Source organism: Halomonas sp. 707B3 (genome assembly GCF_024158645.1).
Lineage (GTDB): Bacteria > Pseudomonadota > Gammaproteobacteria > Pseudomonadales > Halomonadaceae > Vreelandella > Vreelandella lionensis.
In genome coordinates this window covers 1-23265 of the sequence record NZ_JAMZBE010000051.1, presented here as the reverse complement: position 1 = coordinate 23265, position 23265 = coordinate 1, and the positions used below count along the sequence as shown (strand labels likewise).

General features: G+C 52.4%; 26 protein-coding genes. 11 read left to right on the top strand and 15 right to left on the bottom strand.

From position 1 onward, the window contains the following. Positions 1-389 precede the first annotated feature (389 nt). Positions 390-896, bottom strand: coding sequence for an Abi family protein (locus tag BIS10_RS08865; RefSeq protein ID WP_206604591.1), 507 nt, complete (start codon positions 894-896; stop codon positions 390-392). Then, positions 893-1312, bottom strand: a complete 420-nt coding sequence (locus tag BIS10_RS08860; RefSeq protein WP_052703835.1) for an Abi family protein — start codon at positions 1310-1312, stop codon at positions 893-895. Before BIS10_RS08860 ends, BIS10_RS08865 begins: the two co-directional genes overlap by 4 nt. Positions 1313-1791: 479 nt before the next feature. Here BIS10_RS08860 and BIS10_RS08855 point away from each other — a divergent pair, with 479 nt between their 5' ends. Then, complete coding sequence (locus BIS10_RS08855) at positions 1792-2340, top strand: hypothetical protein (protein WP_035561765.1); 549 nt, start codon at positions 1792-1794, stop codon at positions 2338-2340. 566 nt (positions 2341-2906) lie between these two features. Here the strand turns inward: BIS10_RS08855 and BIS10_RS08850 are convergent. From BIS10_RS08850 to BIS10_RS08840, 3 genes are all read right to left on the bottom strand, one after another. After that, positions 2907-3191 carry a HigA family addiction module antitoxin gene (locus BIS10_RS08850; protein WP_198556051.1) on the bottom strand — a complete coding sequence of 95 codons (285 nt, stop codon included), beginning with the start codon at positions 3189-3191 and terminating at the stop codon, positions 2907-2909. Positions 3192-3325: 134 nt separating this feature from the next. After that, a complete protein-coding gene (locus BIS10_RS08845) occupies positions 3326-3604 on the bottom strand; it encodes a type II toxin-antitoxin system RelE/ParE family toxin (RefSeq protein WP_035561763.1) in 279 nt (92 codons plus the stop codon). A 213-nt stretch (positions 3605-3817) separates the two neighbouring features. Beyond that, entirely contained in the window at positions 3818-4348 is a 531-nt protein-coding gene (locus BIS10_RS08840; RefSeq protein ID WP_113271272.1) for a DUF192 domain-containing protein, read from the bottom strand. 89 nt (positions 4349-4437) lie between these two features. Here BIS10_RS08840 and BIS10_RS08835 point away from each other — a divergent pair, with 89 nt between their 5' ends. Together BIS10_RS08835 and BIS10_RS08830 are read left to right on the top strand one after the other, a co-directional pair. Beyond that, the gene (locus BIS10_RS08835; RefSeq protein ID WP_113271271.1) at positions 4438-5313 is read left to right on the top strand and encodes a DUF6685 family protein; all 876 of its coding nucleotides are present in this window, start codon (positions 4438-4440) and stop codon (positions 5311-5313) included. A 130-nt stretch (positions 5314-5443) separates the two neighbouring features. Continuing rightward, positions 5444-5716: a hypothetical protein gene (locus BIS10_RS08830; protein WP_127062892.1), complete on the top strand. Its 273-nt coding sequence runs from the start codon at positions 5444-5446 to the stop codon at positions 5714-5716. A gap of 273 nt (positions 5717-5989) precedes the next feature. Here the strand turns inward: BIS10_RS08830 and BIS10_RS08825 are convergent, their stop codons facing one another. From BIS10_RS08825 to BIS10_RS08810, 4 genes are read right to left on the bottom strand one after another with little or no spacing between them, the layout of a single operon-like run. After that, positions 5990-7012 carry a L,D-transpeptidase family protein gene (locus tag BIS10_RS08825; RefSeq protein WP_179917310.1) on the bottom strand — a complete coding sequence of 341 codons (1023 nt, stop codon included), beginning with the start codon at positions 7010-7012 and terminating at the stop codon, positions 5990-5992. A gap of 53 nt (positions 7013-7065) precedes the next feature. Further along, a complete protein-coding gene (gene lnt, locus BIS10_RS08820) occupies positions 7066-8598 on the bottom strand; it encodes an apolipoprotein N-acyltransferase (RefSeq protein ID WP_179917308.1) in 1533 nt (510 codons plus the stop codon). 4 nt (positions 8599-8602) lie between these two features. Beyond that, complete coding sequence (gene lspA / locus BIS10_RS08815) at positions 8603-9106, bottom strand: signal peptidase II (protein WP_113271269.1); 504 nt, start codon at positions 9104-9106, stop codon at positions 8603-8605. After that, positions 9103-11289 carry a heavy metal translocating P-type ATPase gene (locus tag BIS10_RS08810; RefSeq protein ID WP_253504469.1) on the bottom strand — a complete coding sequence of 729 codons (2187 nt, stop codon included), beginning with the start codon at positions 11287-11289 and terminating at the stop codon, positions 9103-9105. The genes lspA and BIS10_RS08810 overlap by 4 nt, the downstream gene beginning before the upstream one ends. An 86-nt stretch (positions 11290-11375) precedes the next feature. Between BIS10_RS08810 and BIS10_RS08805 the strand changes: the two genes are divergently transcribed. Then, positions 11376-11834 carry a helix-turn-helix domain-containing protein gene (locus BIS10_RS08805; RefSeq protein WP_082051477.1) on the top strand — a complete coding sequence of 153 codons (459 nt, stop codon included), beginning with the start codon at positions 11376-11378 and terminating at the stop codon, positions 11832-11834. A gap of 28 nt (positions 11835-11862) precedes the next feature. On the opposite strand, the gene BIS10_RS08800 is transcribed toward BIS10_RS08805, so the two are convergent. The 4 genes from BIS10_RS08800 to BIS10_RS08785 form a co-directional block, all read right to left on the bottom strand. Then, entirely contained in the window at positions 11863-12645 is a 783-nt protein-coding gene (locus BIS10_RS08800; RefSeq protein ID WP_113271267.1) for a ZIP family metal transporter, read from the bottom strand. A 112-nt stretch (positions 12646-12757) separates the two neighbouring features. Next, positions 12758-13747 carry a M23 family metallopeptidase gene (locus tag BIS10_RS08795; RefSeq protein ID WP_113271266.1) on the bottom strand — a complete coding sequence of 330 codons (990 nt, stop codon included), beginning with the start codon at positions 13745-13747 and terminating at the stop codon, positions 12758-12760. Further along, a complete protein-coding gene (locus BIS10_RS08790; protein ID WP_113271265.1) occupies positions 13747-14424 on the bottom strand; it encodes a thioredoxin domain-containing protein in 678 nt (225 codons plus the stop codon). Before BIS10_RS08790 ends, BIS10_RS08795 begins: the two co-directional genes overlap by 1 nt. A 112-nt stretch (positions 14425-14536) precedes the next feature. Continuing rightward, positions 14537-15451: a cation diffusion facilitator family transporter gene (locus BIS10_RS08785; protein ID WP_176304221.1), complete on the bottom strand. Its 915-nt coding sequence runs from the start codon at positions 15449-15451 to the stop codon at positions 14537-14539. A 204-nt stretch (positions 15452-15655) separates the two neighbouring features. On the opposite strand from BIS10_RS08785, the gene BIS10_RS08780 reads away from it, so the two are divergent. Further along, positions 15656-16576 (top strand): bile acid:sodium symporter family protein, encoded by a 921-nt coding sequence (locus tag BIS10_RS08780; RefSeq protein ID WP_113271263.1) that lies wholly within the window; start codon positions 15656-15658, stop codon positions 16574-16576. Positions 16577-16957: 381 nt separating this feature from the next. Here the strand turns inward: BIS10_RS08780 and BIS10_RS08775 are convergent, their stop codons facing one another. Further along, the gene (locus tag BIS10_RS08775; protein WP_113271262.1) at positions 16958-17398 is read right to left on the bottom strand and encodes a DUF411 domain-containing protein; all 441 of its coding nucleotides are present in this window, start codon (positions 17396-17398) and stop codon (positions 16958-16960) included. Positions 17399-17411: 13 nt separating this feature from the next. Beyond that, on the bottom strand, positions 17412-17546 hold the full coding sequence (locus BIS10_RS18910) for a hypothetical protein (protein ID WP_268762349.1): 135 nt from the start codon (positions 17544-17546) through the stop codon (positions 17412-17414). Positions 17547-18085: 539 nt separating this feature from the next. On the opposite strand from BIS10_RS18910, the gene BIS10_RS08770 reads away from it, so the two are divergent. The 6 genes from BIS10_RS08770 to BIS10_RS08745 all read left to right on the top strand — a co-directional run. Beyond that, positions 18086-18457 carry a copper resistance CopC family protein gene (locus tag BIS10_RS08770; protein WP_035556043.1) on the top strand — a complete coding sequence of 124 codons (372 nt, stop codon included), beginning with the start codon at positions 18086-18088 and terminating at the stop codon, positions 18455-18457. Positions 18458-18508: 51 nt separating this feature from the next. Further along, on the top strand, positions 18509-19366 hold the full coding sequence (locus BIS10_RS08765; protein WP_253504467.1) for a copper resistance D family protein: 858 nt from the start codon (positions 18509-18511) through the stop codon (positions 19364-19366). A 282-nt stretch (positions 19367-19648) separates the two neighbouring features. Next, complete coding sequence (locus tag BIS10_RS08760; RefSeq protein ID WP_253504464.1) at positions 19649-20182, top strand: plastocyanin/azurin family copper-binding protein; 534 nt, start codon at positions 19649-19651, stop codon at positions 20180-20182. 14 nt (positions 20183-20196) lie between these two features. Further along, positions 20197-20862, top strand: coding sequence for a response regulator transcription factor (locus BIS10_RS08755; protein WP_253504460.1), 666 nt, complete (start codon positions 20197-20199; stop codon positions 20860-20862). Continuing rightward, on the top strand, positions 20849-22183 hold the full coding sequence (locus BIS10_RS08750; protein WP_253504457.1) for a HAMP domain-containing sensor histidine kinase: 1335 nt from the start codon (positions 20849-20851) through the stop codon (positions 22181-22183). The genes BIS10_RS08755 and BIS10_RS08750 overlap by 14 nt, the downstream gene beginning before the upstream one ends. Before the next feature lie 68 nt (positions 22184-22251). Continuing rightward, positions 22252-23265 (top strand): copper resistance system multicopper oxidase (locus tag BIS10_RS08745; RefSeq protein ID WP_253504454.1); only part of this gene is annotated, 1014 nt, incomplete at its 3' end.

Here is a 23265-nt window from a genome sequence, read left to right as displayed (position 1 = left end):
AACGGGCTTGCGAAAGCCAACTTGCACGGGCGAATGATCAAAAAGTGCTCGCTGGCGGTGATAGGGAAAGTGTCGGCGCCGGCTTCACGGATTCAGGATTAATGTTAGTGATCATTGGTAGGGCCTATTACAAGCTACTGTTTAAACTTAAATCAGCTGGATGTGGCACCTAACTCACTTAGATTGGCAACAGTTTGGCGATTCAGACAGTCAGTCTTGCCCAGCTACCCTCCATTTCAACAGGGACTTCGATCCAAGTGAGGCGCAAACGACCGGCTACTTTCGCCAAGGCCTCGTATTCTGCAACTCCCAGGCAGCGTAACATCGTACCTTTCCCTGGATAATAAGGTGTTTCAGGATACTCTCTGAAAATTAGCTTCGGGTTGTATTCAGTTCCAGTACGGTCGTGTTTCCCACTGAAAGGGAATCCCTATTGACTGAGGTGTGATGCCGGCTTTTGAGAGCGTCGCAACTGGCAATGTTCTCATAACTGTCTTGAAGCGATCCTGCCAAGTTGTTGATGGATCGATCGCTTTCAAAAGTGCTTGGAGCGCGACGGTCCGGGAAAAGAAAAATCCTTGATCAGGGTTGCCTGGAAACTCGGAGTGGATAGCATTCGCGCTTTGAGGGCTGTCAGCGCCGACATTATTATTCCAGACCCTGCTATGGTGGGCACAATTATTACGCAGCATGGTTGTGCTTTTGAGCCACGACACAATGACCTTTTCATCGTAGCCAAACTGTGTAGCCACTCGCCTCCGATGTTCGCGATCAAGACTGGCAAGCAACCGCGACATTTGGCCAATGCTTAACTCCTCCAAGATTGTCCAGATCGGCGGATAAGGCGGCGTATGGTAAGTGTGGTAATAGTGCTTAATGGGGTTGGTAAGTCTCAATCCAAGACGTTCTTCATGAAATTGCGGTGCGCTTCCATGTCCTTGAAATGTTTGGTTTTGAGATAGAAGTGGGGGCCGCAGTCTTTGTCATTGGCCATAGCGTTAACTATGGCGGATCTGAACGCGACTTCTACTTGTTCAATAGCGTCAAGGAGCACTAGCCGAAGACTACGATCGAACTCGTAAAGCGCAAGAATATCGTCAAACCTTACACCCGGATAAAAACGTTTTTGATCATCCTGCAGCGGCCGCGTATAAATGAGCAGCTGGTAATACCCGACAAACTGAAGGACATTAAGTGCTTGTGATTGCTGACCTTTGGTGATGAGGCCCTTGGCGCGAAGATGACGAAGGTGGGCGTAAGAGGATTTTGCGGGTTTTGTGAAGTTTAGTTGTGGTTGCAGTTGTGGCCCCATACATTCTTTTACCACTAAAAAAACTAACCCCCTGGTGCGCAGTCAGGACGAATCCTGTGAGGCGTGGGGGTTATTCTTATCTTAAATAGTAGGCTTCTACTGTTCTCGTGTCAATCTAGACTGTTTCCTATCTTGAATGGGTACCCGTCCCAGGGGGAACCTTGGCTGATACAAGTCCACTTGCAGTAGTAGACTTCTACTGTGCCCATGCCAATCTAAGCTGTTTCTTATCCGTAATGGGTGCTCGGCCCAGGATGAACCTTGGCCAGGACTAGCCTACTTGCAGTTGTACGTTTTGTCTGAGGAGTAAAAGGCAGCTATAGGGGGAATGTTGCACCGGAATCCAACGTATAGCCTGTATAAAATTCATCGAATTTCACATGTTTGGTTGGAAGTACTTTACCTATACACCAAGATGAATATAGAAAAGCGACTGGACATTATCTTAGTAAACTTTATAAGCATCCACAGGGGGAAGCATGATTCTCGACGCTATCGATGGCTGGGACGATTACCCACGACGCATTTTTGACCGTGAAGCAACTATACGAGGTATTGCCGAATGGATTGATGCCGAAAGCAGTGTCATGCCTTACGCGGTCTTGCATTGTGATGGCGTTAGTTTTCGCGTGGCTGTGCGCGATTATGAAGAGCAAGATTTAATCTTGGCGGCCGATGAGTACGGGCATCGTTCAGCAGCAGGGGCTTTGGGCGCTTTCGGCGAGCTGATTGACACGGCAAAACGTCGAATGGAAGGAAAAGAGTCCTGGCCAGAAGGCCCGGCGCTAGATGAAATTAGGCTCTACCAGAAAGAGCGTGAAGTCGAAAAGCTCAACACTATGGCCACGTTATTTATCCAGCGCGAACCCCATATCGTCAATGAAATAGAATACGGCGCTCAGCCGGGCCAACTCGATCTGGACGCTGCATCGCTGCCAGAATGCTTGTGGGATGAATTTGAAGCAGAAGGAGAGGCGTTTAAGCTCGTCTTAGAGGAAGAAATTTACCACCGCGTGAATAAGAAGTAACACGCTGCGAAGAATTGCCAGCCGGGTTTCTCTACATCCAGATGGCATGACACAACATCAAACACCAAAAGTCCGGCCCTATACGACGTTTTTTTAACCTGTTAAAAGAATATAGATAACACCTATGTCGACGGGTGTCGAAATGCAGGCCTAGTGGTTTAATAGGAGTAGGGCTTTTAGCGAAGCTGCTGGTTAATTCTAGTCAGACAAAAAACCGATGAGGTAGCACCGTGATTGAGTGCGAAGGCATGAAGGATGATGAGACGCCATGCGCGCGAGAAGCAGTTCACAATATACCAGCTGTGGTGTTCGGCCAGGAACGCCAATTATTGCTTTGTAATGACTGCGTGCCAAAATATGTAGAGGAAGAAGACGACCTCTAATTAGGTGCTATTACCTGCTACGTTCGCATGAATGGGTAAGCAGATTTTTCATAATGGCCAATATTTAAACCTTGATACCCGGCAATAAGCCGGGTTTTTGCGTCTCAATTAGCGAGGCTAATTGGATACAAAAAACCCAACGTCGCGGTACGTTGGGTTTTTCCGAATTAATATCTTACTAATTCAAACAGCTGCAAATCTTTCAATATGGTTCTGTTCTTTATGCTCGGCGTGCCATAGCTCATAGTTTGCCTGCATCGTTAGCCAGTGCTTGGCATTGCCAATTCCGCCATGCTCTAACTTAACGGCCAAATCGGGGGAAATAGCGGCATGCTCATGTAATACGCGTGAAACTGCTGCACGAGACATGCCTAACTTTTTGGAAAATTCAGTGACGTTCAGCCCCAGCGCTGGCACGATCCGACGGCGCAATAAGCTACCTGGGTGCGGCGGGTTCATCATGGTCATGTTTCAGTTCTCTCTCTCTACACAAATTGTGTATCGCATATTTGAGGTGTTGCATTCATGGCTACGTCTGCGAGGCCATCTTTCTCGGTGGCCCTTGATAACCGTACCGAGCCGGTTATCAAGGAACGCCGGGGTTAGTGGTAGTCTAAATAGTCAACAAGGTGTACATCTTCCCCATCAAACGTAAATATCACTACCCAATTACCGTTTACATGCACCGAAAAAAAGCCTTTTCTATCACCCTTCAAACTATGAAAATCAAATCCTGGCAAATTCATATCGTTTGGCTTAGTGGCTGCGTCCAGTGCAGCAAGTATGTCTCTTAAATCGTCTACATGGTTTGGTTGTACTCCTTGGGATTCTCCCTTCTCATAAAGACGTTTAAGCCCTTTGTGTTTGATCTTCTTTATCATCGCATTGCTTTGCTCCCTTGTTGTGAAACGCCCTCGAAGTGTAGCGCGTAACGCTACACGCGTCAATGACAGCTGAGGTAGAAACTGCTTAAAGGTGGCATGGCTGACAGTACAGGAGCAGTTGTTCCGCCAACTAGATTGGCCCCGATTGAGGTGAAAAAACGGGTGTGCTCATTAACGTGCTTCTCTCTCATTCCTGCAGTAGAACAGGTTTTAAGAGGGGGGGTGCTGTAAAGGGTCGACCTCTAGGCGATCTCCAGCGGCTATACCATGCTCATTGAAGTAGCCAGCGTTTACCTCCAGGGCCATCCAGAAGCGCGTGCCAGCTGGATAACGCGGACAGGCTTCTTTTTCTCTCGTGCAGGGGGCCATGCTGGTGATCGACTGGATCTCTCCGTCATGGTCGAGGAAGGCAATATCAAGCGGTATACGAGTTTGGTACATCCAGAAAGCATGATCGGTTGTCTGCTCCTCATCATAGACGAAGAGCATGCCAGCATCGGGAGCCATTGAGTCACGCTCCATTAGGCCATTGCGACGCTGGCGCGAGGTAGATGCCACCTCAAGCATGAGCGAATATCGGCCTTCCTTAGCGTGCAAAACACCAGAGGAAAATGCAGTGGCCTGTCGAAGAATCATCCCCGTGATTAGAGCAGTGCCAATCAAGAAAAGCGCCAAAATGCGGATACTTTTTCGGGTCGTGGGCCGATCGAATCCCACAAGCCTTTGTTGACGCTGAAACATTATCACCTGGGCTCCAGAATAAAATCAGAATGTCACTCCAAGATAGAGCCGAGGGTGACCGTAACGGTTAGGGTTTGGGGGAACATATTATGCTGGCGACCACATTACTGGTCCGCTGGCTGCGCCATGCTCACTGGGCCAGCCCAGCAGCCGTGCAGCACGCTATTGAATTTTCACACTTAGCAGCCCGGGTAACGCTCCCAGCAGCTAGCGCCAGCGAACTCGGCATCATCCAATGGCACCGATGGCCGCTTTGCTTAGGGGACGATATTGCCTACTGGCGACCAGGGCGAACGGGGCTGCAATGTCAGCGCTTGCCTTATCCAGCGGCCGCTGGACTCACATCGACCACCTACGATGACAACTTCAGCTGCTCGATCAGAGACATCATCTCCCTGGCGTCTGGGAAAGGCGATCTCGTCGGCTACGCCACTCTCGACGCCTATGCTATCGGCGAATGTCGCGAATTGGTTCACAACAACCGTGCCAGCATCGAACCTTTGCCCAACTGGCATGAACTCCGCTTCCATGGCGGTTCTGGCGCTGAAGAGTCAGTAGAAGGTTTCAGTTGGCGGCCCTGGGGATACCATCTAAACAACCAGGGTGGCGCCCATCACTTCGCTACAGCTTGTCTGATTGCTGGCTTCCTCGATCCTGAGCTGCGCATAAAAGCTCCCTTGACCAGGCATGAACTGAACACCGAGGTCGCCCAAGTTATTCTCAGCGCCTTCGACATCTTTTGCGAGCCAGAGCACCACACAATGAACGAAGCGTTTATGAAGCGGATGGAGGCTGCGCAGATCCCATTCGCCATCTGTTCAGCACCCCCGCCGCGGCAGGATGGCCATCACCTTTTACTGTTGTCCTGTGAGAACAGCAAAGCCATGGGCGTAGCCGATATATTCCGAGCTTACGGCTGGCTCGATTTCTGCGACCTCTTACGCAAGCAGGCGAAACAACAATAGAAAAAAACTGGGCACATCCATTGGACAGGGCTGACATCAGCTGGTGTTATTGCGGCAGCGCGTAGAACCACCAGGCTGTTAGCGGGCTTTGAAAGTACAGTGATTAGCAACGCATATAAGGAGAATGAACTTGGCAAAGATTAAACACGACGCAGAGGCGTTTCACGCCGAGATAGCTATGCGCGTTTACGATGAATCTGTGACCGACGCTATTGACGTTATCACTCGTGATGGTGAGCCAGAAACCCTGCTGGCAGTGGTGCGAAGCCTTGTTGATTTTAACGTGTATTACAGCAATCAGAAAAACTATAAGACGTACCAACACGCCTATGCTGCTATCGGTGCTGCAATTGATAAGGCGAACCCAGAGCATCAGCCACTAAACAAACACTGGAATAAATGAATCTTAATAGGGAAATAATATTTATCACTTTGCCTAGGTATAGAAAAGCCCCTGCCAGCCAGTGGAAGGGGCTTAGAATAGATCCTCTTCGTCACACTTCAGTGCTACCGAAAGTGGATGCTACCAACGTTGTGATGATCGCATTAGCTCTTTCTACGCTAGTGATGGAAGAGCTCAATCAACAACACACGACGAATATTAAGGGTTTGACGGTAGCCAAGCCGTTGTTCTCCAAAGGGCTGAAAAAACGCTCTGCCTTGTCTTTATCGACATTCACGACGAATGAAGTGTCAGTTCTTCATAAACACTGTTGATATTGTCGTCTTCTTTATTACTCGGTTCCGGCTTCGGATACAGAGGTTCGATAAGCCCGTTGGATAATGCTAGTAAATCGCCAAGCTGTTCGTAATCGAAGCTAACGCCATCTGCATTGCGTTGCTCAAGGCGTGAAATGGCATCTGATATAGCGGTCATGGTGTGATCCTCCACCCCTAAAGGAGGTAATGCCTGTATCAGCGGCTGTCCGTTGTCCCAACCGATTTTAATAGGTTGGTTGATGATATTGACCTGGGTGCCCGCCGGTATGCGGTCAAAAATTGATTCAATATCGGCAGGCAACATGCGTATACAGCCACGGCTTGCACGCATGCCAATGCCATCGGGCTGGTTGGTACCGTGAATCAAATAGCCATCGAAGCCTAAGATAATGGCGTGGTCTCCCAGCGGATTATCGGGGCCGGGCGGGACAACACTTGGCGCGGTTTCGCCGCGTGCTTCAGCTTCACGTTTTACCGACTCAGGCGGGTACCATGCGGGGTTTTTAATGTTCATGGTGGTCTCGGTCACACCGAGAGGGGTATCAAACCCTTCGCGACCAATGCCAATAGGATAGGTCTCAACACGCGGTGTCTCACCGTTTTTGACATCTGGGTAGTAGTAAAGCCGCAGCTCGGCAATATTTATAACGATCCCAGTACGCTCTACATTCGGCAGAATAAAACGTCCCGGAATAGTCACTTCCGTGCCCACCCCTGGAACCCAGATGCTGACCTCTGGGTTTGCACGGATCATCTCCAAATAGCCAAGGTTGTGACGCTTGGCAATATCTATCAAGGTATCGTCGTAATCCTTCACTGTGAAGGTGTCAGCCTCTCCGATAATATTGCCTTCCTCAGGTAGCGGGTAATGCCCCTTAGGCCATTCCGTCTCCTGGGTAGTGGCGGGTTGTGCCGCCATGGCGACAGGGAGCCATGCCAGAGACGAAACCATCACACTCATGATGAAGCCCATCTGCATTGGCCATGGGAGGAGTCTCTTAAGTATTGCTGCGTTATTTACCGAGAGCATCGCTAGGTTCCTTTTTCATCTAATGCGTCGTTTTTTGATCGAGATAAGTTTAGTTGTAATCCGAGCAGCGTCAGCAAGGCGGCGAGTATCCAAGAGGGGCCACTACCGGTGCGTGTGAAAGGAGTTAGGCCCTGCATCGGGGTCACTTCGCCAGTTAAACTGGCCTGTTCAAACTGTGGGGCACGGGCTGTGACGTGACCTTGTGAATCGATGATGGCCGTCACGCCATTACTGGTAGCTCGAAGTAGGTGACGACCATTTTCTAAGGCACGTAGACGCGCCATTTGAAGATGTTGGTGTGGGCCAATGGAACGCCCAAACCACGTATCGTTGGATACCGTTAATAGCAGCTCGGCATTACGCGCCTGTTGGGCGACGTGGTCGGCGAAAATGATCTCGTAACAGATGGCAGTGCCAATGGTGGTTCCAGCCACGTGTAACGGAGCCTGTCCGTCTGACCCTGGGGTCAGGCGGGGTGCTGGCAAGTCGAAAAAAGCAAGGGTGTCAGCGAGGAGGCTTTGGAATGGCAAATACTCGCCAAAGGGTACTAAGTGCGCTTTCTGGTATTCGCCCTGCACATCATTTAGCCCTATGACGCTGTTATAAGAGCGCCCTTCACTGTCGCGTTGCAAAATGCCGGTCAACAAGGCGGTGTTAGGCCCCAGGTCGGACGCTACTTGCTCCAGTATTCGCTGTGCTTCCTGCTCAAGCATGGGAAGGGCTGCCTCGGGCCAAACGATGAGATCGATGTCCCTTGCTTGCTCTTGTGTCATTGTTGTGTAGATATTGACCGCCTCGCGCTGCCCTTGGGCAGTCCACTTAATGCGCTGATCAAGATTCCCTTGCAGCAATGCCACCTGGATGGGCTTGCCAGCCGGGGTTGTCCATTGGGCAGGCAATAGGAATGGAACGATCCACAAGGCGGCCATTGGGACAAGGAAACCCCAGCGGCGACGCAGTACTTCTACCCCTAACGTACCTGTCAGCGCGGTCATGAGTGACAGCAAGTACACACCACCAACGGGCGCCCATGGGGCTAGTGGAGAATCTATCTGAGAGGTGCCCAGCAATAACCAGGGAAAGCCGGTGAGCAACCAGGTGCGTAGCCATTCGCTCACCACCCACATACCGGCAAAGCTAAGAAAGGCGAACCGTGGCCCCGTGATGCGTCGATAGAGCCCAAAGGGAACTGCAAAGAAGAGCGCCAGGACGCTGACAAAAAGAGTGGTGAGGGACATCGCTACTAAGGCCCCGGTGCCACTGAAATCGTGAATAGCAACGAAGACCCACGACGTGCCTGAACCGAACAGGCCTACGCCATAACACCACCCACGCAGGGTGGCCATGGCGGGCGTTAGCGATGCTATTTTCCAATAGACCAGTGCTACGCCCACTGGGCCAAGCCACCATAGGGAAAAAGGGGCGGCACTCAAGGTGGTCAGTACCCCAGCGGCTAGCGCTACAACGCAATCTACTATTGGTGAGGAGCGCCCAGCAAAAAGCGTATATTCTTTATCTTTATCGACCAAATCCATACTGTTACTCTGCGCGCTTAAAAGCAGGACTTTCACGCCATAATGCCACTGCGAACATCAATACACCTGCAAACAGCGCGATATCGGCCATGTTAAAGGCGGGCCAATGCCATTCGCCCCAGTAAATGTCCAGATAGTCGACGACGTACCCTCGCGCTAAGCGATCAACGGTATTACCGAGCGCGCCGCCAAGAATCAGGCTGTACGCGCAGGCCTCTAAGCGCGACAGGGGTTTGCATAGCTGCACAACCAATACGACGACCACCACCAACGCTAAACCAAGAAAGAAATAGCGCTGCCAACCACCTGCCTCCGCGAGAAAGCTGAAAGCGGCCCCTGTATTACCGGTGTAAACCCAGTTAAAAAACGGTGTTAGCGGAATGACTTGGCCAAACGACATCCGGGCATGCACGATTTCTTTGACCAGTTGATCGGCTAGAGCCAACACGCAAGCAAATGTGAACCATGGCCAACGTCGTGAAGGGCTGTCGTGTTGCGCTGTGCTCATGACGTTGTTTTTCCTTGTGACAGGCCTGTCAATGCGGTACTGGGCGAAAAGCGATAACCCAGCAGTCGCATGGCGTTCAACGTCACTAGGACGGTAGCACCGGTATCGGCCATCACCGCAATCCACATACCGGTAATACCCAGAGCTGTGGTGACCAGGAAAATGGCTTTTAAGCCAAGGGCGAGAACAACGTTGGTTTTCACATTGCGCAGCGTGGCACGAGAGAGGTCTATCAGCTCAGCGATGCCGGTAACGCGGTTCTTGAGCAAGGCTGCATCGGCGGTTTCCAACGCCACATCCGTGCCGCCCCCCATCGCGATACCGACATCGGCTGCCGCGAGTGCCGGTGCATCGTTGATGCCATCGCCAACTTTACCGATGGGGCCACGACCTGCCGCTTGCCAGTCTCGAACATACGCTGCCTTGTCTTCAGGCATGAGTTCGCCGTACGCTTCAATGCCTAAGCGACCCCCAGTGGCAGCGACGGTGCGGGCATTATCACCGCTGAGCATGACAGCCTGTACGCCTAAACGGGATAGCGCCGCTAGGCCTTCAAGGGCATCTTCGCGTGGCTCATCGCGAACAGCGATCAAGCCCAACAAACGCTCGCCTTCGACGAGGAGTGCGAGGCTCTTACCGGCTTCTTCTAACGCGATAATCCGAGCACTGAGACTTACCTCAAGGATGACTTTCTCGTGAAGATGACGAGGCGTCATTAAGCTCAGCTCGCGACCCTCCACCTGGCCTGAGACACCGCGCCCCGCCAAAGCACGACTGCCGGTGACGGTGGGGAGGTTTAGGCCCGACTGTCGGGCATGCTCAACGATAGCCGTGGCGATAGGGTGACTGGAATCTCGCTCTATCGCGGCGGCGAGCCGCAATACGCTGTTATCGTCTTCCTCAGCAATCCAAGACTCCACATCTGTGACTCTTGGGGTACCCGCAGTGAGGGTGCCCGTTTTATCTAATGCCACCAAGCGAAGCTTACTTAACTGTTCAAGAACGGCTCCCCCTTTGATCAGTAGTCCGCGCCGAGCGCCCGCCGAGAGACCTGCGGCGATGGCGGCTGGGGTAGAAATGACCAACGCGCAGGGGCATGCGATTAACAGCAATGCTAACGCACGGTAAATCGACTCCGACCATGCCATGGTCGATACCAGCGGTGGCACTATCGCCATCAGTAGGGCGAGTAAGACGACGGCGGGCATATAGTAATACGCAAAACGATCAATAAAGCGTGCTATCGGTGCCTTGGCGGCCTGTGCTTCTTCAACCAGACGAATAACGCGAGCGATCGTATTGTCATCAGCGCCTCGTGTTACCTCCACCTCCAGGGCGGCATCAAGATTCACTGTGCCAGCAAAAATGTCATCACCAGGCGCTCGCGAACGGGGTATGGACTCGCCGTTTACCGGCGACTCGTCAATGTCGGAGGTGCCCACCAGGATGCGTCCATCGCAGGGTACGCGATCACCGGGCCGCACCAGCACACGCTGCCCGGGTTTAAGTGACTCCGCCGAGACGTCACGCAGCTGGCCATTGTCCATCAGCCTCGCCGTTGAGGGTGTTAAATTTGCCAAGGCTGAGATACTGCGGTGCGCCCGTGAAGCAGCTACCCCTTCGAGTAGCTCACCTACGGCGAACAAGAACACGACCATCGCAGCTTCAGCGGCAGCATTGATGGCCAATGCGCCAAGCGCAGCGATGCACATCAGCATCTCGATGGTAAAGGGGTTGCGCATCTTGAGGGCGCCCCAGGCACTCTGCGCAATGGGCATTAAGCCGACCAGCGTGGCCAGAATGAAAGGCACATTGCCCAGCGCAGGCCATGCTAAACGAAGCGCGAAGGCTACGATCAGCAGATTTCCTGTGATAATGACCAAGCGCCCTTTAGCGGTTTGCCACCAAGGGGATGCAGAGCCAGATGCGTGTGTTTGGCCATCATGGGAAGCCACTTGATAGCCTAGTTCGTTCAGGATGCCCTCAATGGTCTTCCGCGAGGGGGCCCCGTGATCGTGGTGATGAATCTTCACCGATCCCGTGATCGAGCTTGCCGTGACTTCCTCAATGCCTTCCAGTCGCTCTAGCGCCGATACAACCTTGCGCTCACAACCGCCGCAGTCCATGCCTTCAACACGCAGCGTCAAGACGTTTGGCGCTGTTGTCGGCGTTGATGTTTTCATGGTGCCTCTTCTCTCAATGGGCTATGGTTTTGAAGTGTAAACCTTGTAGCAACTATAGCTTCAAGCCCTACGTAAGGAGTTTTACCATGTCGATGATGGGGCAAAGTATCAGCATTGGTGAGTTAGCACGACGAGCCGATTGCAAACCTGAAACGGTTCGTTATTACGAGCGTATTGGGCTGCTGCGCGATGCAACACGAACCGGTGGGGGGCAGCGCCGCTATGGAGACGACGCTGTGCGGCGTTTGACCTTCATTCGTCATGCCCGAGACTTTGGCTTTTCGGTGGAGTCAGTGCGAGAGCTTTTGGCCATGTCAGATCAGCCTGATATGCCTTGCCAAGAAGTCGATGCCATCGCCACGCATCACCTAAAGAAAGTGGAGTCCCGCCTTCAACGACTGTCCATACTGCGTGAGGAGCTTCAACGGATGGTCACGCAGTGTGCCGGTGGTAAAGTGGAAAGCTGCCGAATCATTGAGGTCATCAGTGATCATCAGCTCTGTATCACTGAAAAATCGCACGGAGGGGCTCACGACTTAGGTTAGCACTAACGCTACGCCCCACGCCCAATGGTTAGCCCAGCGAAACATCCAAAAACAGCATGAGTACCAATCCGATAGAGAGGCCCAGCGTGGCCTTTTTTTGGTGCCCGCTTCGATGAGTTTCGGGAATAATCTCATGACTGATCACATACAACATCGCCCCCGCCGCAAAGGCCAACCCCCAGGGCAGTAGCGCTTGTGACATGCTGATGACTCCAGCGCCTAATAAGCCACCCAACGGCTCAACAAGCCCCGTAAGGGCGGCAATCGTCCATGACCGCCAACGTGAATAGCCCACGCCTAGCAGTGATACTGCTACGGCCAGTCCTTCTGGGGCATTCTGAAGTCCAATGCCAATCGCTAGTGGAACGCCTCCTTCGCTTCCCCCTGCGCCGAAGGCCACGCCAACGGCCAGCCCTTCTGGCAGGTTGTGTATCGTAATGGCAATAATAAACAACCAGATACGACGTAGTGAGGCAGCCTCTGGCCCTTCTCGCCCCTGTTCGAAGTGCTCATGAGGTAAGAGTTCGTTCAGTAGTGCGACCATTCCAATCCCTAGCAAGATGGCCGCACAGGCAATGGCAGCAGGTACCACGCTACCTCCGTAACGCAGCTCCGAGGCTTCTAAGGAGGGTATGATCAGTGAGAAGAAAGAGGCCGCTAGCATGACGCCAGCGGCGAACCCCAACGCTAAATCGCGAACACCACGATTCGGTGTTTTGGTAAACAAGACGGGAAGCGCCCCGACAGCCGTCATCAAGCCCGCGGCAAGGCTTCCCAATACCCCCATGGTGACGAGAGAAACCTCTTCCATACCGATTACCTGTCTTGTGGTAGATGAGTGATCACAGCGCTAGGGTTCCATAACGAGGCAAGCACACGTTCACGTTACTAACAATCCATGCAACGTTGCTAAGCACGGGTGGTTACGGCTCGTTAAACGAGATCAAGTCATAAATGGACGCCGTGCCGATAGCTTGTTCCAAGCGATCTCTTGCCTCGTAAAGTGACGCTTGATATTCACCTTGAGTCGGCTGCTCACCCAACATGATGCGTTGACCTTGACCAAGGGGATCAACAGGCTGGTCATTGACTCTCACTTCGTAATGCAGGTTGGGACCCGTGGCGACCCCGGACGAACCTACCTCTCCGAGCGACTCTCCCGCATTAACTAAATCCCCAACCACTAGCTGTGGAGAGAATCGGCTAAGGTGTGTGTAGCGACTAATGGCCCCTGTGTCGTGTTCCACCTCGATCACCTGCCCGTATCCCCCTTGGCGCCCCATAAAGGATACGCGCCCAGGTGCGGTAGCAATGACTGGCGTTCCCGTTGGTGCAGCCAAATCAATTCCATTATGAGGGCGCACCCCTCCATACACAGGATGTCGCCGATTCCCAAAGCGAGACGTTAAGCGAGCACTAAGCACAGGCAAACGCAACGTGCTTAGCAGGGTATTGCTTTTGAAAAGAGCAACGTCCCCCTTTGGAGTGACCGGCCATATAACCTCTAAGGGCTCTGCCTGATCAGGCAGAGCGGCATAACTGAGGCGTGGTGGCCCAACACGGGTGCCGTCCTGGCGTCGATCTTCCTCCCACACTAATTGAATACGTTCCTTGCCTGAAAACTCCAGCGGTGCTGCGATAAACTCGCTGAGCAGTGTTTCCAGTTTACTGGCGAAACGCGTAGGGACACCTTCTGCTGCTAAAGCCTCGTAGAGGGTGGTATCAATGATGACATCACGCCCAAAGGTTAGGGTATCAACGCTATCAAGCGGTAATGTGCCTTCTTGCTCGCCAGTCGCCTGTAACCTGACAGGGCTAAGTTCAGACGGCGGCAACGAAAGATGCGTTTGCCAATTGGCTTCGGCTAGCAAGGGGTAAAAGCCTACCAAGCCTAATAACCACAAGCGCTGCATCACTGACCATCCTCTTCCCCAGAGGCCTCCGCTACTTCACTCTCAACGGCATCAATCAGCTCTTGCATACCAAAGGGGTCTAAAGGCTCGCCATTGACAAAAAAGGTGGGTGTTTGTCGAATCTGATTGGCTCTGACATCCGCCATGTCTTGGTCAATCACCGCCTGCACTTCAGCAGAAGTCAGTTGCTCTTCGGCAGCCGCTAGATCAAGGCCCCCTTGGCTCGCGATATCAAGGATAGCGGATTCATCAAAACTGCCATGCGAGGCCCATTGATCCTGGCGAGCCAGCAGTCTCTCCAGTACCGGTTCAAAGACGCCCTGACGACGAGCGACTTCTAATACTCGAATGGCCTTATCAGATACGTCGCCGTGGAAAGGAGTGTAGCGCACGATGAGCCGCACTTTTTCTGGGTAAGTTTCCAAAATACTTTTTGTCAGGGGGTAGAAAGCACGGCAGGCTTCGCAAGCCGGATCGAAGAATTCCACAATCGTCACCGGCGCGTCTTCTCGACCCAAAATGGGGGAGTGTGAACGTACCAGTGAGTCCTCGGCCTGGACACCATTCTCTTTTGCTGCCTGAGCCTGCATGTCCAGGAGGGCAGGTTTTGATACGGCGACGATCGCAGCGGTCAGCAATAATGTACCGGCCAATATAAAAGACGCTTTTTTGAACATGTTTCACTCTCTGTCTCAATGATGGGGTGGAAAAGTCGGGTTGAAAAACAAGCCAATCGCTATGGGAGTAAGCCCCCACTACCAACCTGAGCCGGGAGCCGGCCTCGGTCTGTCACTCATGCCCATATAGATTGGCATTTTGATGCGCGTGGTCACTATGCTCAAACTCTAGGCTGGAATGAGCAATATTGAAGCGCATTTTAAGCTGCTCCTTGATCTCTGCTTTGACGGATTCAAGCTGCTGCCAGCCGGTTTCTGTCAGAACCACGTGGCAGTCAAGGGCTGCCATGTTTTCCTGCATCTGCCATAGATGCATATGGTGAATATCCTGGACCCCCTCGATATCTCGTACGGTCTCAACGACTACCTGCCCGTCAATATCCGGGGGAGATCCCAGCATAAGCGTACGGATAGGGCCACCAATTTCAGAGAAGGCAAGGTAAAGAATATATAGCGCAATCCCTATCGTGATCGCGGGGTCTACCCAGCGCATGTCGTACAGTAAAATAAGCGAACCACCGATAATCACAGCGATGGAAGCAAACGCATCCGATAAGTTATGCAGAAAAAGGGCGCGGATATTGACACTCCCTTTTTGCATTGACCACGTGAGCATGGCGGTTAGGGCATCGACGACAAGCGCGACGCCACCAATAATCACGATCGTCCATCCCTCTATCTCAGGAGGATCGATCATCCGCATAGCGCCTTCGTAAATCAGGTAGACGCCGACAATAATGAGGGTTGTGTAGTTGATGAGTGCTGCCACTATCTCGATCCGGCCATAGCCAAAAGTCATGTGCGCATCGGCGGGCCGCCTGGCGATTTTACGAGCGGCAAAGGCAATGACTAACGCAGCCATGTCAGAAAAGTTATGTAACGCATCAGCGATCAGCGATAGGCTTCCCGCCATAATACCACCGACGATTTGAGCGATGGTTAAGAGCCCATTGGCCCAAATGGAAATACTGACGCGCCGGTCGCCAGAGGCAGGATCAATGTGGGGATGATCATGATGATGTCCCATCTGTTAGCTCCTCTCGAATTATCTGTTCTTGGTACTATAAAACCTCTAGCAACTAAAGCTTCAACCCTTGAGCATTGTCTATTTGTATCGCTGGATTGGGAAGCACGTCCCTTGCTCCCAAGCAAGTCATGGCGTGCTGGGCCGAAGTGATCATGTTTTAGGTACGGAGCTCAATCCACTTCTACCGGTAACGTCCAATCCACCATGAGTAGATTCATTTATTTTGTCGAGGCGCACCTTGTCTGGTTTGTGATGTTCGTCGCGGGGGTAGGCTTACTCTTTCCAGCCACCGGAATAATGCTTGAGTTCGCGATTGGGCCATTACTGGCGTTACTGATGTTGATCATCAGCCTCACGTTCGACGCGCATGCAGTTCGCATCGTGTTCCGTAAGCCATCGCGGCAGTTGTTGGCATTGGGGCTGGTCTATGGGCCTATGTCGATTGCCGGGTGGCTAACGGGCCGTCTATTTTTTGGAAGCGGCCCGCTGGCTGCTGGCCAAACCTTGCTCGGCACTCTGCCGACGGATGTGTCCTCTCCTCTTTTGGTACTGATGGCGAAAGGCAATGTGGCGCTTGCCGCTGTTTTCAACGCAGTCAACACCGCGTTATGTCCGTTTATTGTGCCCTTCCTGTTTTTATGGCTCACCGGCCTCCAGTTGGACGTGCCGCTTGGTTCAATTATTCTTGAATTAACACTAATCGTGCTTGTCCCCACCGTGATTGGTGTCAGCTTGCGGACAAAGTTTTCGGCCTTTTTTGCACAGCATGATTCAGCGTATGCAGGGATAGGGTCGATTCTGTATCTGCTGATCCTACTCGCCGTGGTAGGTCCGAATGCCACCACGATCATTGGTTATGGCTGGTATGCATTTGTGATTGCGGGCGCGGCCCTGTGCCTCAATTTGATTGGGTACCTGGTAGGTATGTCCTCACGGTTACTCACCTCTGATCGCAAAGAGGTGATTACCTATCTTTTCACGGTCAGTAAAAAGGAATTCAGCATCGCTGCAGCGTTTGTCGCTGCTTCCGGCTTGCCATCAGAGATCGCGATTCCAGCCGCTTTTTTTGCCGTGATTCAAATGATCACTTCGCCCATCGCAGCGAAGATTCTCGCCCGCCACTGAAGGGATGGCCGTATCGGCTCTTCGTCAGAAGAGCAACCTGCACACGGGGTGTACAGGTTGCTCTTACCGACAAAACAGACACCGCTACTCATAAAGGTGGCAAATAGTACCTATGCTAAGTCACTGTGACCAATACTGACCTTGCTAAAAGCATTTAACACAGAGGCTTCGCAGGGTATCTGTTCATTTTTGGATTTAAGATGCTTAAAAGTATCAGCGAACCCTGGGAAAGGCCCCGCCAATTTCTGGATGATTTCTTGAACATGTCGCACGTTAGAGAGCGTCTGACGCAACCAATTTTCAAATCATCTCGAAACACACCTGGTGCTTAACAAACATCTCATGTAGTACAAGAGGTCTAATTATGTCATCCAAAACCTACTACAGCGTCATAAAAGCCTTGTCTTCTTGATCCGTAAAGGAATACACGTCATAGGGCGCTTCCTGAGGCCCTGGCATCCCCGGTGTACCGATGGGCATACCTGCTAGGCCAATGCCGTCTGCATCAGGCTGTTGCTCAAACAGCGCCTGTACGGCTTCCATCGGAACATGGCCCTCAATCCAATACTCGCCGATTTCGATGGTATGGCACGATCCAAGACCATAGGGAACACCCGCCTGTTGTTTGATATCACCCAGCTCGACGTCATCAATAACGGTGACGTCTACGCCAAGTTCCTCAAGATGGCGCGCATATTCGTCACAACAGCCGCACTGGGGGTTCTTATACAGTGTCGCCTCTGGCGGTAACGCCGCTTGAGCGGAGACCGTCCCAATTAGCATGAAACCCGAGAGCAAAAGTTTGGTGGTCATATGTTGCATTAATTTCAACTCCTTAATGTGAACGACTGAAGAGGTACTTGGCCAGCGACGCGATCGCCAAGCCAATTAATAACAGCATAGCCAGGGGCATCAACCAGTCTAACCACCCCATTGACCCCATAAAAGCAAAGCATTCCGCGTTCATCATGACATCACTCCTGATTTATGCCTTGAGCAAAGATGGCGCTACTTAAGACACTGAGGATTGCAGCCCCACCAATAGCAAAGTTCATCGTGTGCTTAACCATGATATTTCCTCTCATCATGTTGCTGATCGAGACATTGCCTTATCCGATAAAAATGGAAGAAGGCAGAGTTAGCTTTTGTTATAAGCCTACAACCTATAGGTAGCCCAAAGGTAAAGAAGAAACTGATCCCAAACGCTAGATTTGTCACAGGTCATTTTTTCCGCCATTTTCAGCTCTGTTTCAGGTTGGCACGCTATAACACTGACTCAGTTCCATGAAGAAGAGCGCGTACAAATGCTGCTCAAATACATCGCCACCCAAGAAGCGAAAACCCAGCAGCCAAAGAATCCATGAATGCTCTCTTGGTTCTTTAAGAGCAAGATGCCATGTGCCTTGTTCGTCAAATAGGGCACATGAACGATGTCTGAAGGCTCAACCGAATCAGATTTGAAGCCTCCGCGACGAACCATTCAAGCCTAAAAAAATATAAGGAAACGGTATGCAAAAGAAGACGACTTCGCTCCCTATTATTCACGCTACCTTAGCAACGCTGCTGCTGTCGCTCGCAAGCCCAGTGTTGGCCCATGAAGGGGGCGCAAGCACTTCGCCTAAGGATGGCGTCACCATTCAGGATTCCCCAGCAGAGATTGGCATCGAGTTTGGTGGCATGATGCGCATCACCCAGTTTGAAGTGGCAGGCCCGGACGGCCCCGTTCCTCTTGATGGTCAGCCAGGCAGTGAACAGGTCGATCGCTACTTCGTAAAGCCCAGTGACACTCTTTCGGCTGGGGATTACCAGGTGCGCTGGCGTGGCCTATCGGATGACGGGCACATGATGTCTGACGGTTTTAACTTCTCGGTCGAGCCTTGACCCGTGGTCTGGTGGCCCTCAGTAAATAGCCTTGATGTCTGGACCGTCGCGATGATTCTCGTGGCGGCCGGGATTTACCTTAACGCCCTAGTCGCGACGGGGGCCGTGTTGTTTCGTCTAGCGTTTCCCCGACTCCCTGATCACGACCGGAGGCGCGTCGCCTGCATGGGCATCTTTGCTGCCTGGGCGGGGGTCATTCTGATTCTGTTCCAGTGGCCTTTAGAAGCGGGTTACCTTGGGGGCGGCAATATAGCGGCTGCAACCAACCCAATGCTGCTCGGAATCGTGTTTGAGGGTGCGTCCGGGGTCCGGCTAATGCTGGCGGTAGCTGGCTTGCTGCTGGTTCAGGCGATTCAGCTTAATAACTTAGCGCTCTCGAAAACAGCCAACAGCGTGAGCCTAGTAGGCGTTTTATTGGTGATGCTGGCATTCGTGCAGGTGGGGCATACAGTAAACACCCCACGCCTCGTTCTGGCTGGCTTGCTGATCGTTCACCTGATGGCGGCAGCATTTTGGGTGGCCTCGCTTTGGCCGCTGTTCCATTTAGTAGGACGGGGTCACAACCAGGACAATACCGCCCACATTCTGACCCGTTTCGGGAAAATCGCCATAAGCGGAGTCGGCTTGTTGGTACTCGCGGGCGTCACGTTGGCCACGCTGTTAACGGGCGGTCTCACGCCACTGCTCACCACGGCATATGGACAGTTCTTGATCGGCAAGGTATTGATTGTGGCGGCGCTACTGTTATTTGCTGCCGCGAACAAGTGGCGGCTTGTGCCGGCCTTTGAGAGCGGCGACGCAACAGCCCCAGGACGGTTACAGAGAAGTATTGCACTGGAGATGGTGCTGGTCGCGGTTATCTTGTTGATCACGGCAGTGCTGACAAGAGTGTCATCACCGAATGGGTGACTAACAGGTCAACCACCTTGTTGAGCCGTTCCAGAGCTCGAAATTAACGGTCTCCTTCTTATGGGCCTTACGCTGAGGTTTAGGCGGAGGCTGCCATAGGCAATTGCACCAACAAGACGAAAAGTCATTGCTGCAGCGTTGACTCTAATCAGGGGGTCAGGATCCATCATCATGTTAGAAATGCTTTTGGGTAGCAGGCCATATTTTTACGTTAGGTTCAGGCTCGTTTCAGGTTAACACCGTATAAAGAACAAGTGACACTAACCTCTGAGGTAAATGACCATGCGCAACATCTCCTTAACAACGTCTATGTTTGCCCTTTCACTAAGTTTGATAACGAGTGCGGCTTGGGCTGCGCCCGGCCAAGGCAGTGGTGACAATGGCCTAACGGAGGCTGACGTTGACCGCACGATCAGCCTTGAAGCTGGCGATATGTGGTTCGACCCTGAAGCGCTAGAAATGGCGGCAGGGGAGGTGGTTAAATTTGAAATTACTAACACCGGCAATCTAGAACACGAATTTGTGATTGGTAGCAAAGAAGCCCAAGAAGAACATCGCCAGATGATGCTAAACATGGCCAATGGCGGAGGCCATGACATGTCAAATATGGCACACGGTGAAGGCCACGATATGTCCAATATGTCAAACGGCGATGGTCACGATATGGCCAATATGAGCATGGCAGGGGTGACCATTGCACCTGGCGAGACTGGGTCTCTATTATGGCGTGTTCCTGATAATGTTAACGAGCTAGAGTATGCCTGTAACATTCCCGGCCATTACGAATCCGGCATGTACGGCAATTTTTCTCTCTAATCTGACGTATATCCATGAAACTGTTGCTACTTGAAGATGATGACTTGCTAGCGGAAAGCTTGGCAGAGAGTCTCAAAGACAACGGTTACCTGGTTGATTTGGCCGCTTCCTTGAAAGCGGCCAAGTCGCTGATGGCAACCGAGCATTATGAACTGGCGATCTTAGATGTCGGTTTGCCCGACGGCTCAGGGCTGGATCTGCTCGCCCAGTGGCGCAGGCAAAAACGCGACACGCCTATTTTGATCCTGACGGCCCGCGATACCTGGGAAGATAAAGTTGTCGGCCTTGAGACGGGGGCCGATGACTATCTTACCAAGCCCTTCCACGAAGCCGAACTGATGGCCCGGCTGAAGGCCTTGCTACGTAGGCAGTCTGGTCAGTTATCTCAAGTGATCACGCTTAACGGCGTTTCGTTGGATGAAGCGGGTCAACGAGTGTGCTTAGAAGGTGAAACGTGGCGTTCGCTCACAGCGACCGAGTTTCGGTTACTGCGCTACTTAATGCTTCATCCAGACCGCATTCACTCGAAAGAGCAGTTACTAGAGCAGCTCTACGCATTGGAGCAGGATGCCGCCGCGCCTAACTTGGTCGAAGTCTATGTCGCTCGTCTGCGCCGTTATCTCGGCAAATCGGTGATTCAAACGCGGCGCGGCCAGGGGTATTTCTTTGTTTCACATTGATCGGCGCAGTTTACGTTTTCGACTACTCGCCTGGCTAGGTGGCGTGGCGCTATTTGTGGTGGTGACGACCTGGCTACTGCATGGCATATTGTTACAGAATCTTGCTCGGGATTTTTTGGGTGAGCGTCTTCAGCGCGAAGCCAATCATGCGGTCGCACAGCTAGAGCAGGATCAATCGGCTGTCCCGACTGCGCTAGACTCGGTTAGCCAAGGCTATCAAGTCTTTCATCATCTCTACGTACTCCGCTTTAACGGTTCGGTCAGCGCTTCCGACCCGCAATGGCAGCAACAGCTGGCGCCTCTGCTGGAAGAGAACGGCGATGCTCTTGTGGACGTTAAACATAACGATCAGCACATGCTCGTCTACCGCCGCCATTTTGAGTGGCAGGGTTCTAACGGCGTATTACTGGTGGGTGAGGATTTTTCTCAGGTAGAAGCAGGACTTGCTACCTTGCATTGGTGGGTCGGTGGAATTGCCGCCGTGCTTTTAGGAATGCTCATCATACTCAATATGCTAGCGGTTAACCGCGGCCTCACGCCACTTTGGCAACTGCGTCAACAACTTGAAGCCTTGCGATCAGGCAAACGTGATCGCTTGTTATTAGTAGCCCCTTCCGAGCTAGATGAATTAGTCGACCAGCTGAACTGGTTTATGGATGATATCGATCATCGATTACAACGCTCGCGGGAATCAGTCGCCAATCTTTCTCATGCTTTAAAAACCCCGCTGGCAGCAATTACCCAAGTACTGCGCGGCAATCGGCCCATTGATGAAAACCGACGGCATAAACTGCTCAGCCGTATTGAAGATATTAACGCTCAGTTAGCTGCAGAGCTGCGTCGTTCGCGTATTGCAGGGCCTAACGCGGGTCGAATGGCGAACGTCACGCGAGATAGTTCACGGCTCATAGAGATGTTCCGCAGCCTTTACCCTGAGCGTATCTTCAACCTCACCCACTCGGCAGGCGAGAAAGACCTAGTGCCTATTGAGGCTCACGACTTTTCTGAAATATTAGGCATCGTGCTCGATAACGCTGGCAAATGGGCGAATAGGTGCGTTAATTGCGATATTGCCGCCTCCGCTACCACACTCACGCTCACCACTGATGATGACGGTTTCGGCGTTGCAGAAGAAGATCTTTCGCGCTTGGGAGAGCGTGGCACACGATTGGATGAACGCCGTCCCGGCTACGGCTTAGGCCTGTCGATTCTTGCGCAGTTAATTGCCCGCTACTCAGGGCACTCGCGCTTTGAGCGTAGTCCACTGGGTGGACTGCGCGTTACGGTTACGTTGCCTCTTGCAGTTGAAGTGATTAATTAATCACTATTCAGCTTTGATTCAGCTTCTTCCATCAAGATGGTGCCATTCATCATTGACGGGAGTTACACATGGCACGCTCAAGCATCATTTCTCACCCGCTTTCTCGCCGGCAGGTCCTAAAAGGCGGCGCTGCCCTAGGAATAGGTTCCGCTGCCGCAATGGGATTAACCCCCGCCTGGGCAAACCCCTGGGGCCGCAGCAATGTCTACGCGCAGGGCGTTGAAGAAGGGCCCGAGGTATCGCTGGCGATCCGCCGTGAATCGTTGCCTATTGACGGACAAGAAGCCCAACCAATTACCATTAACGGTACCAGTCCTGCCCCGCTGATTCGTTTGAAAGAAGGTCAAGACGCCGTACTGCGTGTCACCAACCTGCTGGACGAGCCCACCTCCATCCACTGGCATGGTCTCATTCTACCGCCGGAAATGGATGGTGTGCCTGGCGTTAGCTTTGCAGGTATCGCCCCTGGTGAAACCTTTACCTACCGTTTTCCCGTCCGTCAGAACGGTACCTACTGGTACCACAGCCACTCCGGCTTGCAGGAACAGCTCGGCCACGCCGGGCCGTTGATAATTGACGCCGCCGAGCGCGAACCCATCCGCTATGACCGTGAGCATGTGCTACTGCTCACCGACTGGACCTTTGAAGACCCCATGTCGGTATTTCGTAATCTGAAAACCATGGAAGGCTATTACAACTTCCAAGAGCGCACGATTGCTGATTTTTTCGCCGATGTTCGCGAAAAGGGTTTCTCACAAACTGCCGAGATGCGCGGTATGTGGGCCAAAATGCGCATGAGTTCTCGGGATATTGCCGATGTGACCGGCAGTACTTATACCTACCTGCTTAACGGTCACTCCCCCCAAGAAAACTGGAATGCGCTGTTCAAGGCTGGTGAGCGGGTACGACTACGCGTGATTAACGGGTCGGCGATGTCATACTTTGATGTACGTATACCTGGTTTGAAGATGACCGTCGTTGCTGCCGATGGCCAGCCAGTGCAACCCGTGCCTGTTGATGAGTTCCGTATTGGCGTGGCGGAAACGTACGATGTGCTTGTTTCACCAGAAGATGATCGAGCC

What these genes read in the sequence shown, in the direction of transcription:
- BIS10_RS08810 (WP_253504469.1), bottom strand. Translation starts at nt 11,289, where the DNA reads ATGAAAACATCAACGCCGACAACAGCGCCAAACGTCTTGACGCTGCGT.
- BIS10_RS08785 (WP_176304221.1), bottom strand. Translation starts at nt 15,451, where the DNA reads ATGGGACATCATCATGATCATCCCCACATTGATCCTGCCTCTGGCGAC.
- BIS10_RS08805 (WP_082051477.1), top strand. Translation starts at nt 11,376, where the DNA reads ATGTCGATGATGGGGCAAAGTATCAGCATTGGTGAGTTAGCACGACGA.
- BIS10_RS08795 (WP_113271266.1), bottom strand. Translation starts at nt 13,747, where the DNA reads ATGCAGCGCTTGTGGTTATTAGGCTTGGTAGGCTTTTACCCCTTGCTA.
- BIS10_RS08800 (WP_113271267.1), bottom strand. Translation starts at nt 12,645, where the DNA reads ATGGAAGAGGTTTCTCTCGTCACCATGGGGGTATTGGGAAGCCTTGCC.
- BIS10_RS08755 (WP_253504460.1), top strand. Translation starts at nt 20,197, where the DNA reads ATGAAACTGTTGCTACTTGAAGATGATGACTTGCTAGCGGAAAGCTTG.
- BIS10_RS08825 (WP_179917310.1), bottom strand. Translation starts at nt 7,012, where the DNA reads ATGCAGATGGGCTTCATCATGAGTGTGATGGTTTCGTCTCTGGCATGG.
- BIS10_RS08790 (WP_113271265.1), bottom strand. Translation starts at nt 14,424, where the DNA reads ATGTTCAAAAAAGCGTCTTTTATATTGGCCGGTACATTATTGCTGACC.
- BIS10_RS08765 (WP_253504467.1), top strand. Translation starts at nt 18,509, where the DNA reads ATGATTCTCGTGGCGGCCGGGATTTACCTTAACGCCCTAGTCGCGACG.
- BIS10_RS08780 (WP_113271263.1), top strand. Translation starts at nt 15,656, where the DNA reads ATGAGTAGATTCATTTATTTTGTCGAGGCGCACCTTGTCTGGTTTGTG.
- lnt (WP_179917308.1), bottom strand. Translation starts at nt 8,598, where the DNA reads ATGGATTTGGTCGATAAAGATAAAGAATATACGCTTTTTGCTGGGCGC.
- BIS10_RS08760 (WP_253504464.1), top strand. Translation starts at nt 19,649, where the DNA reads ATGCGCAACATCTCCTTAACAACGTCTATGTTTGCCCTTTCACTAAGT.
- lspA (WP_113271269.1), bottom strand. Translation starts at nt 9,106, where the DNA reads ATGAGCACAGCGCAACACGACAGCCCTTCACGACGTTGGCCATGGTTC.
- BIS10_RS08860 (WP_052703835.1), bottom strand. Translation starts at nt 1,312, where the DNA reads ATGGGGCCACAACTGCAACCACAACTAAACTTCACAAAACCCGCAAAA.
- BIS10_RS08845 (WP_035561763.1), bottom strand. Translation starts at nt 3,604, where the DNA reads ATGATAAAGAAGATCAAACACAAAGGGCTTAAACGTCTTTATGAGAAG.
- BIS10_RS08840 (WP_113271272.1), bottom strand. Translation starts at nt 4,348, where the DNA reads ATGTTTCAGCGTCAACAAAGGCTTGTGGGATTCGATCGGCCCACGACC.
- BIS10_RS08855 (WP_035561765.1), top strand. Translation starts at nt 1,792, where the DNA reads ATGATTCTCGACGCTATCGATGGCTGGGACGATTACCCACGACGCATT.
- BIS10_RS08770 (WP_035556043.1), top strand. Translation starts at nt 18,086, where the DNA reads ATGCAAAAGAAGACGACTTCGCTCCCTATTATTCACGCTACCTTAGCA.
- BIS10_RS08775 (WP_113271262.1), bottom strand. Translation starts at nt 17,398, where the DNA reads ATGCAACATATGACCACCAAACTTTTGCTCTCGGGTTTCATGCTAATT.
- BIS10_RS08850 (WP_198556051.1), bottom strand. Translation starts at nt 3,191, where the DNA reads ATGACCATGATGAACCCGCCGCACCCAGGTAGCTTATTGCGCCGTCGG.
- BIS10_RS18910 (WP_268762349.1), bottom strand. Translation starts at nt 17,546, where the DNA reads ATGATGAACGCGGAATGCTTTGCTTTTATGGGGTCAATGGGGTGGTTA.
- BIS10_RS08835 (WP_113271271.1), top strand. Translation starts at nt 4,438, where the DNA reads ATGCTGGCGACCACATTACTGGTCCGCTGGCTGCGCCATGCTCACTGG.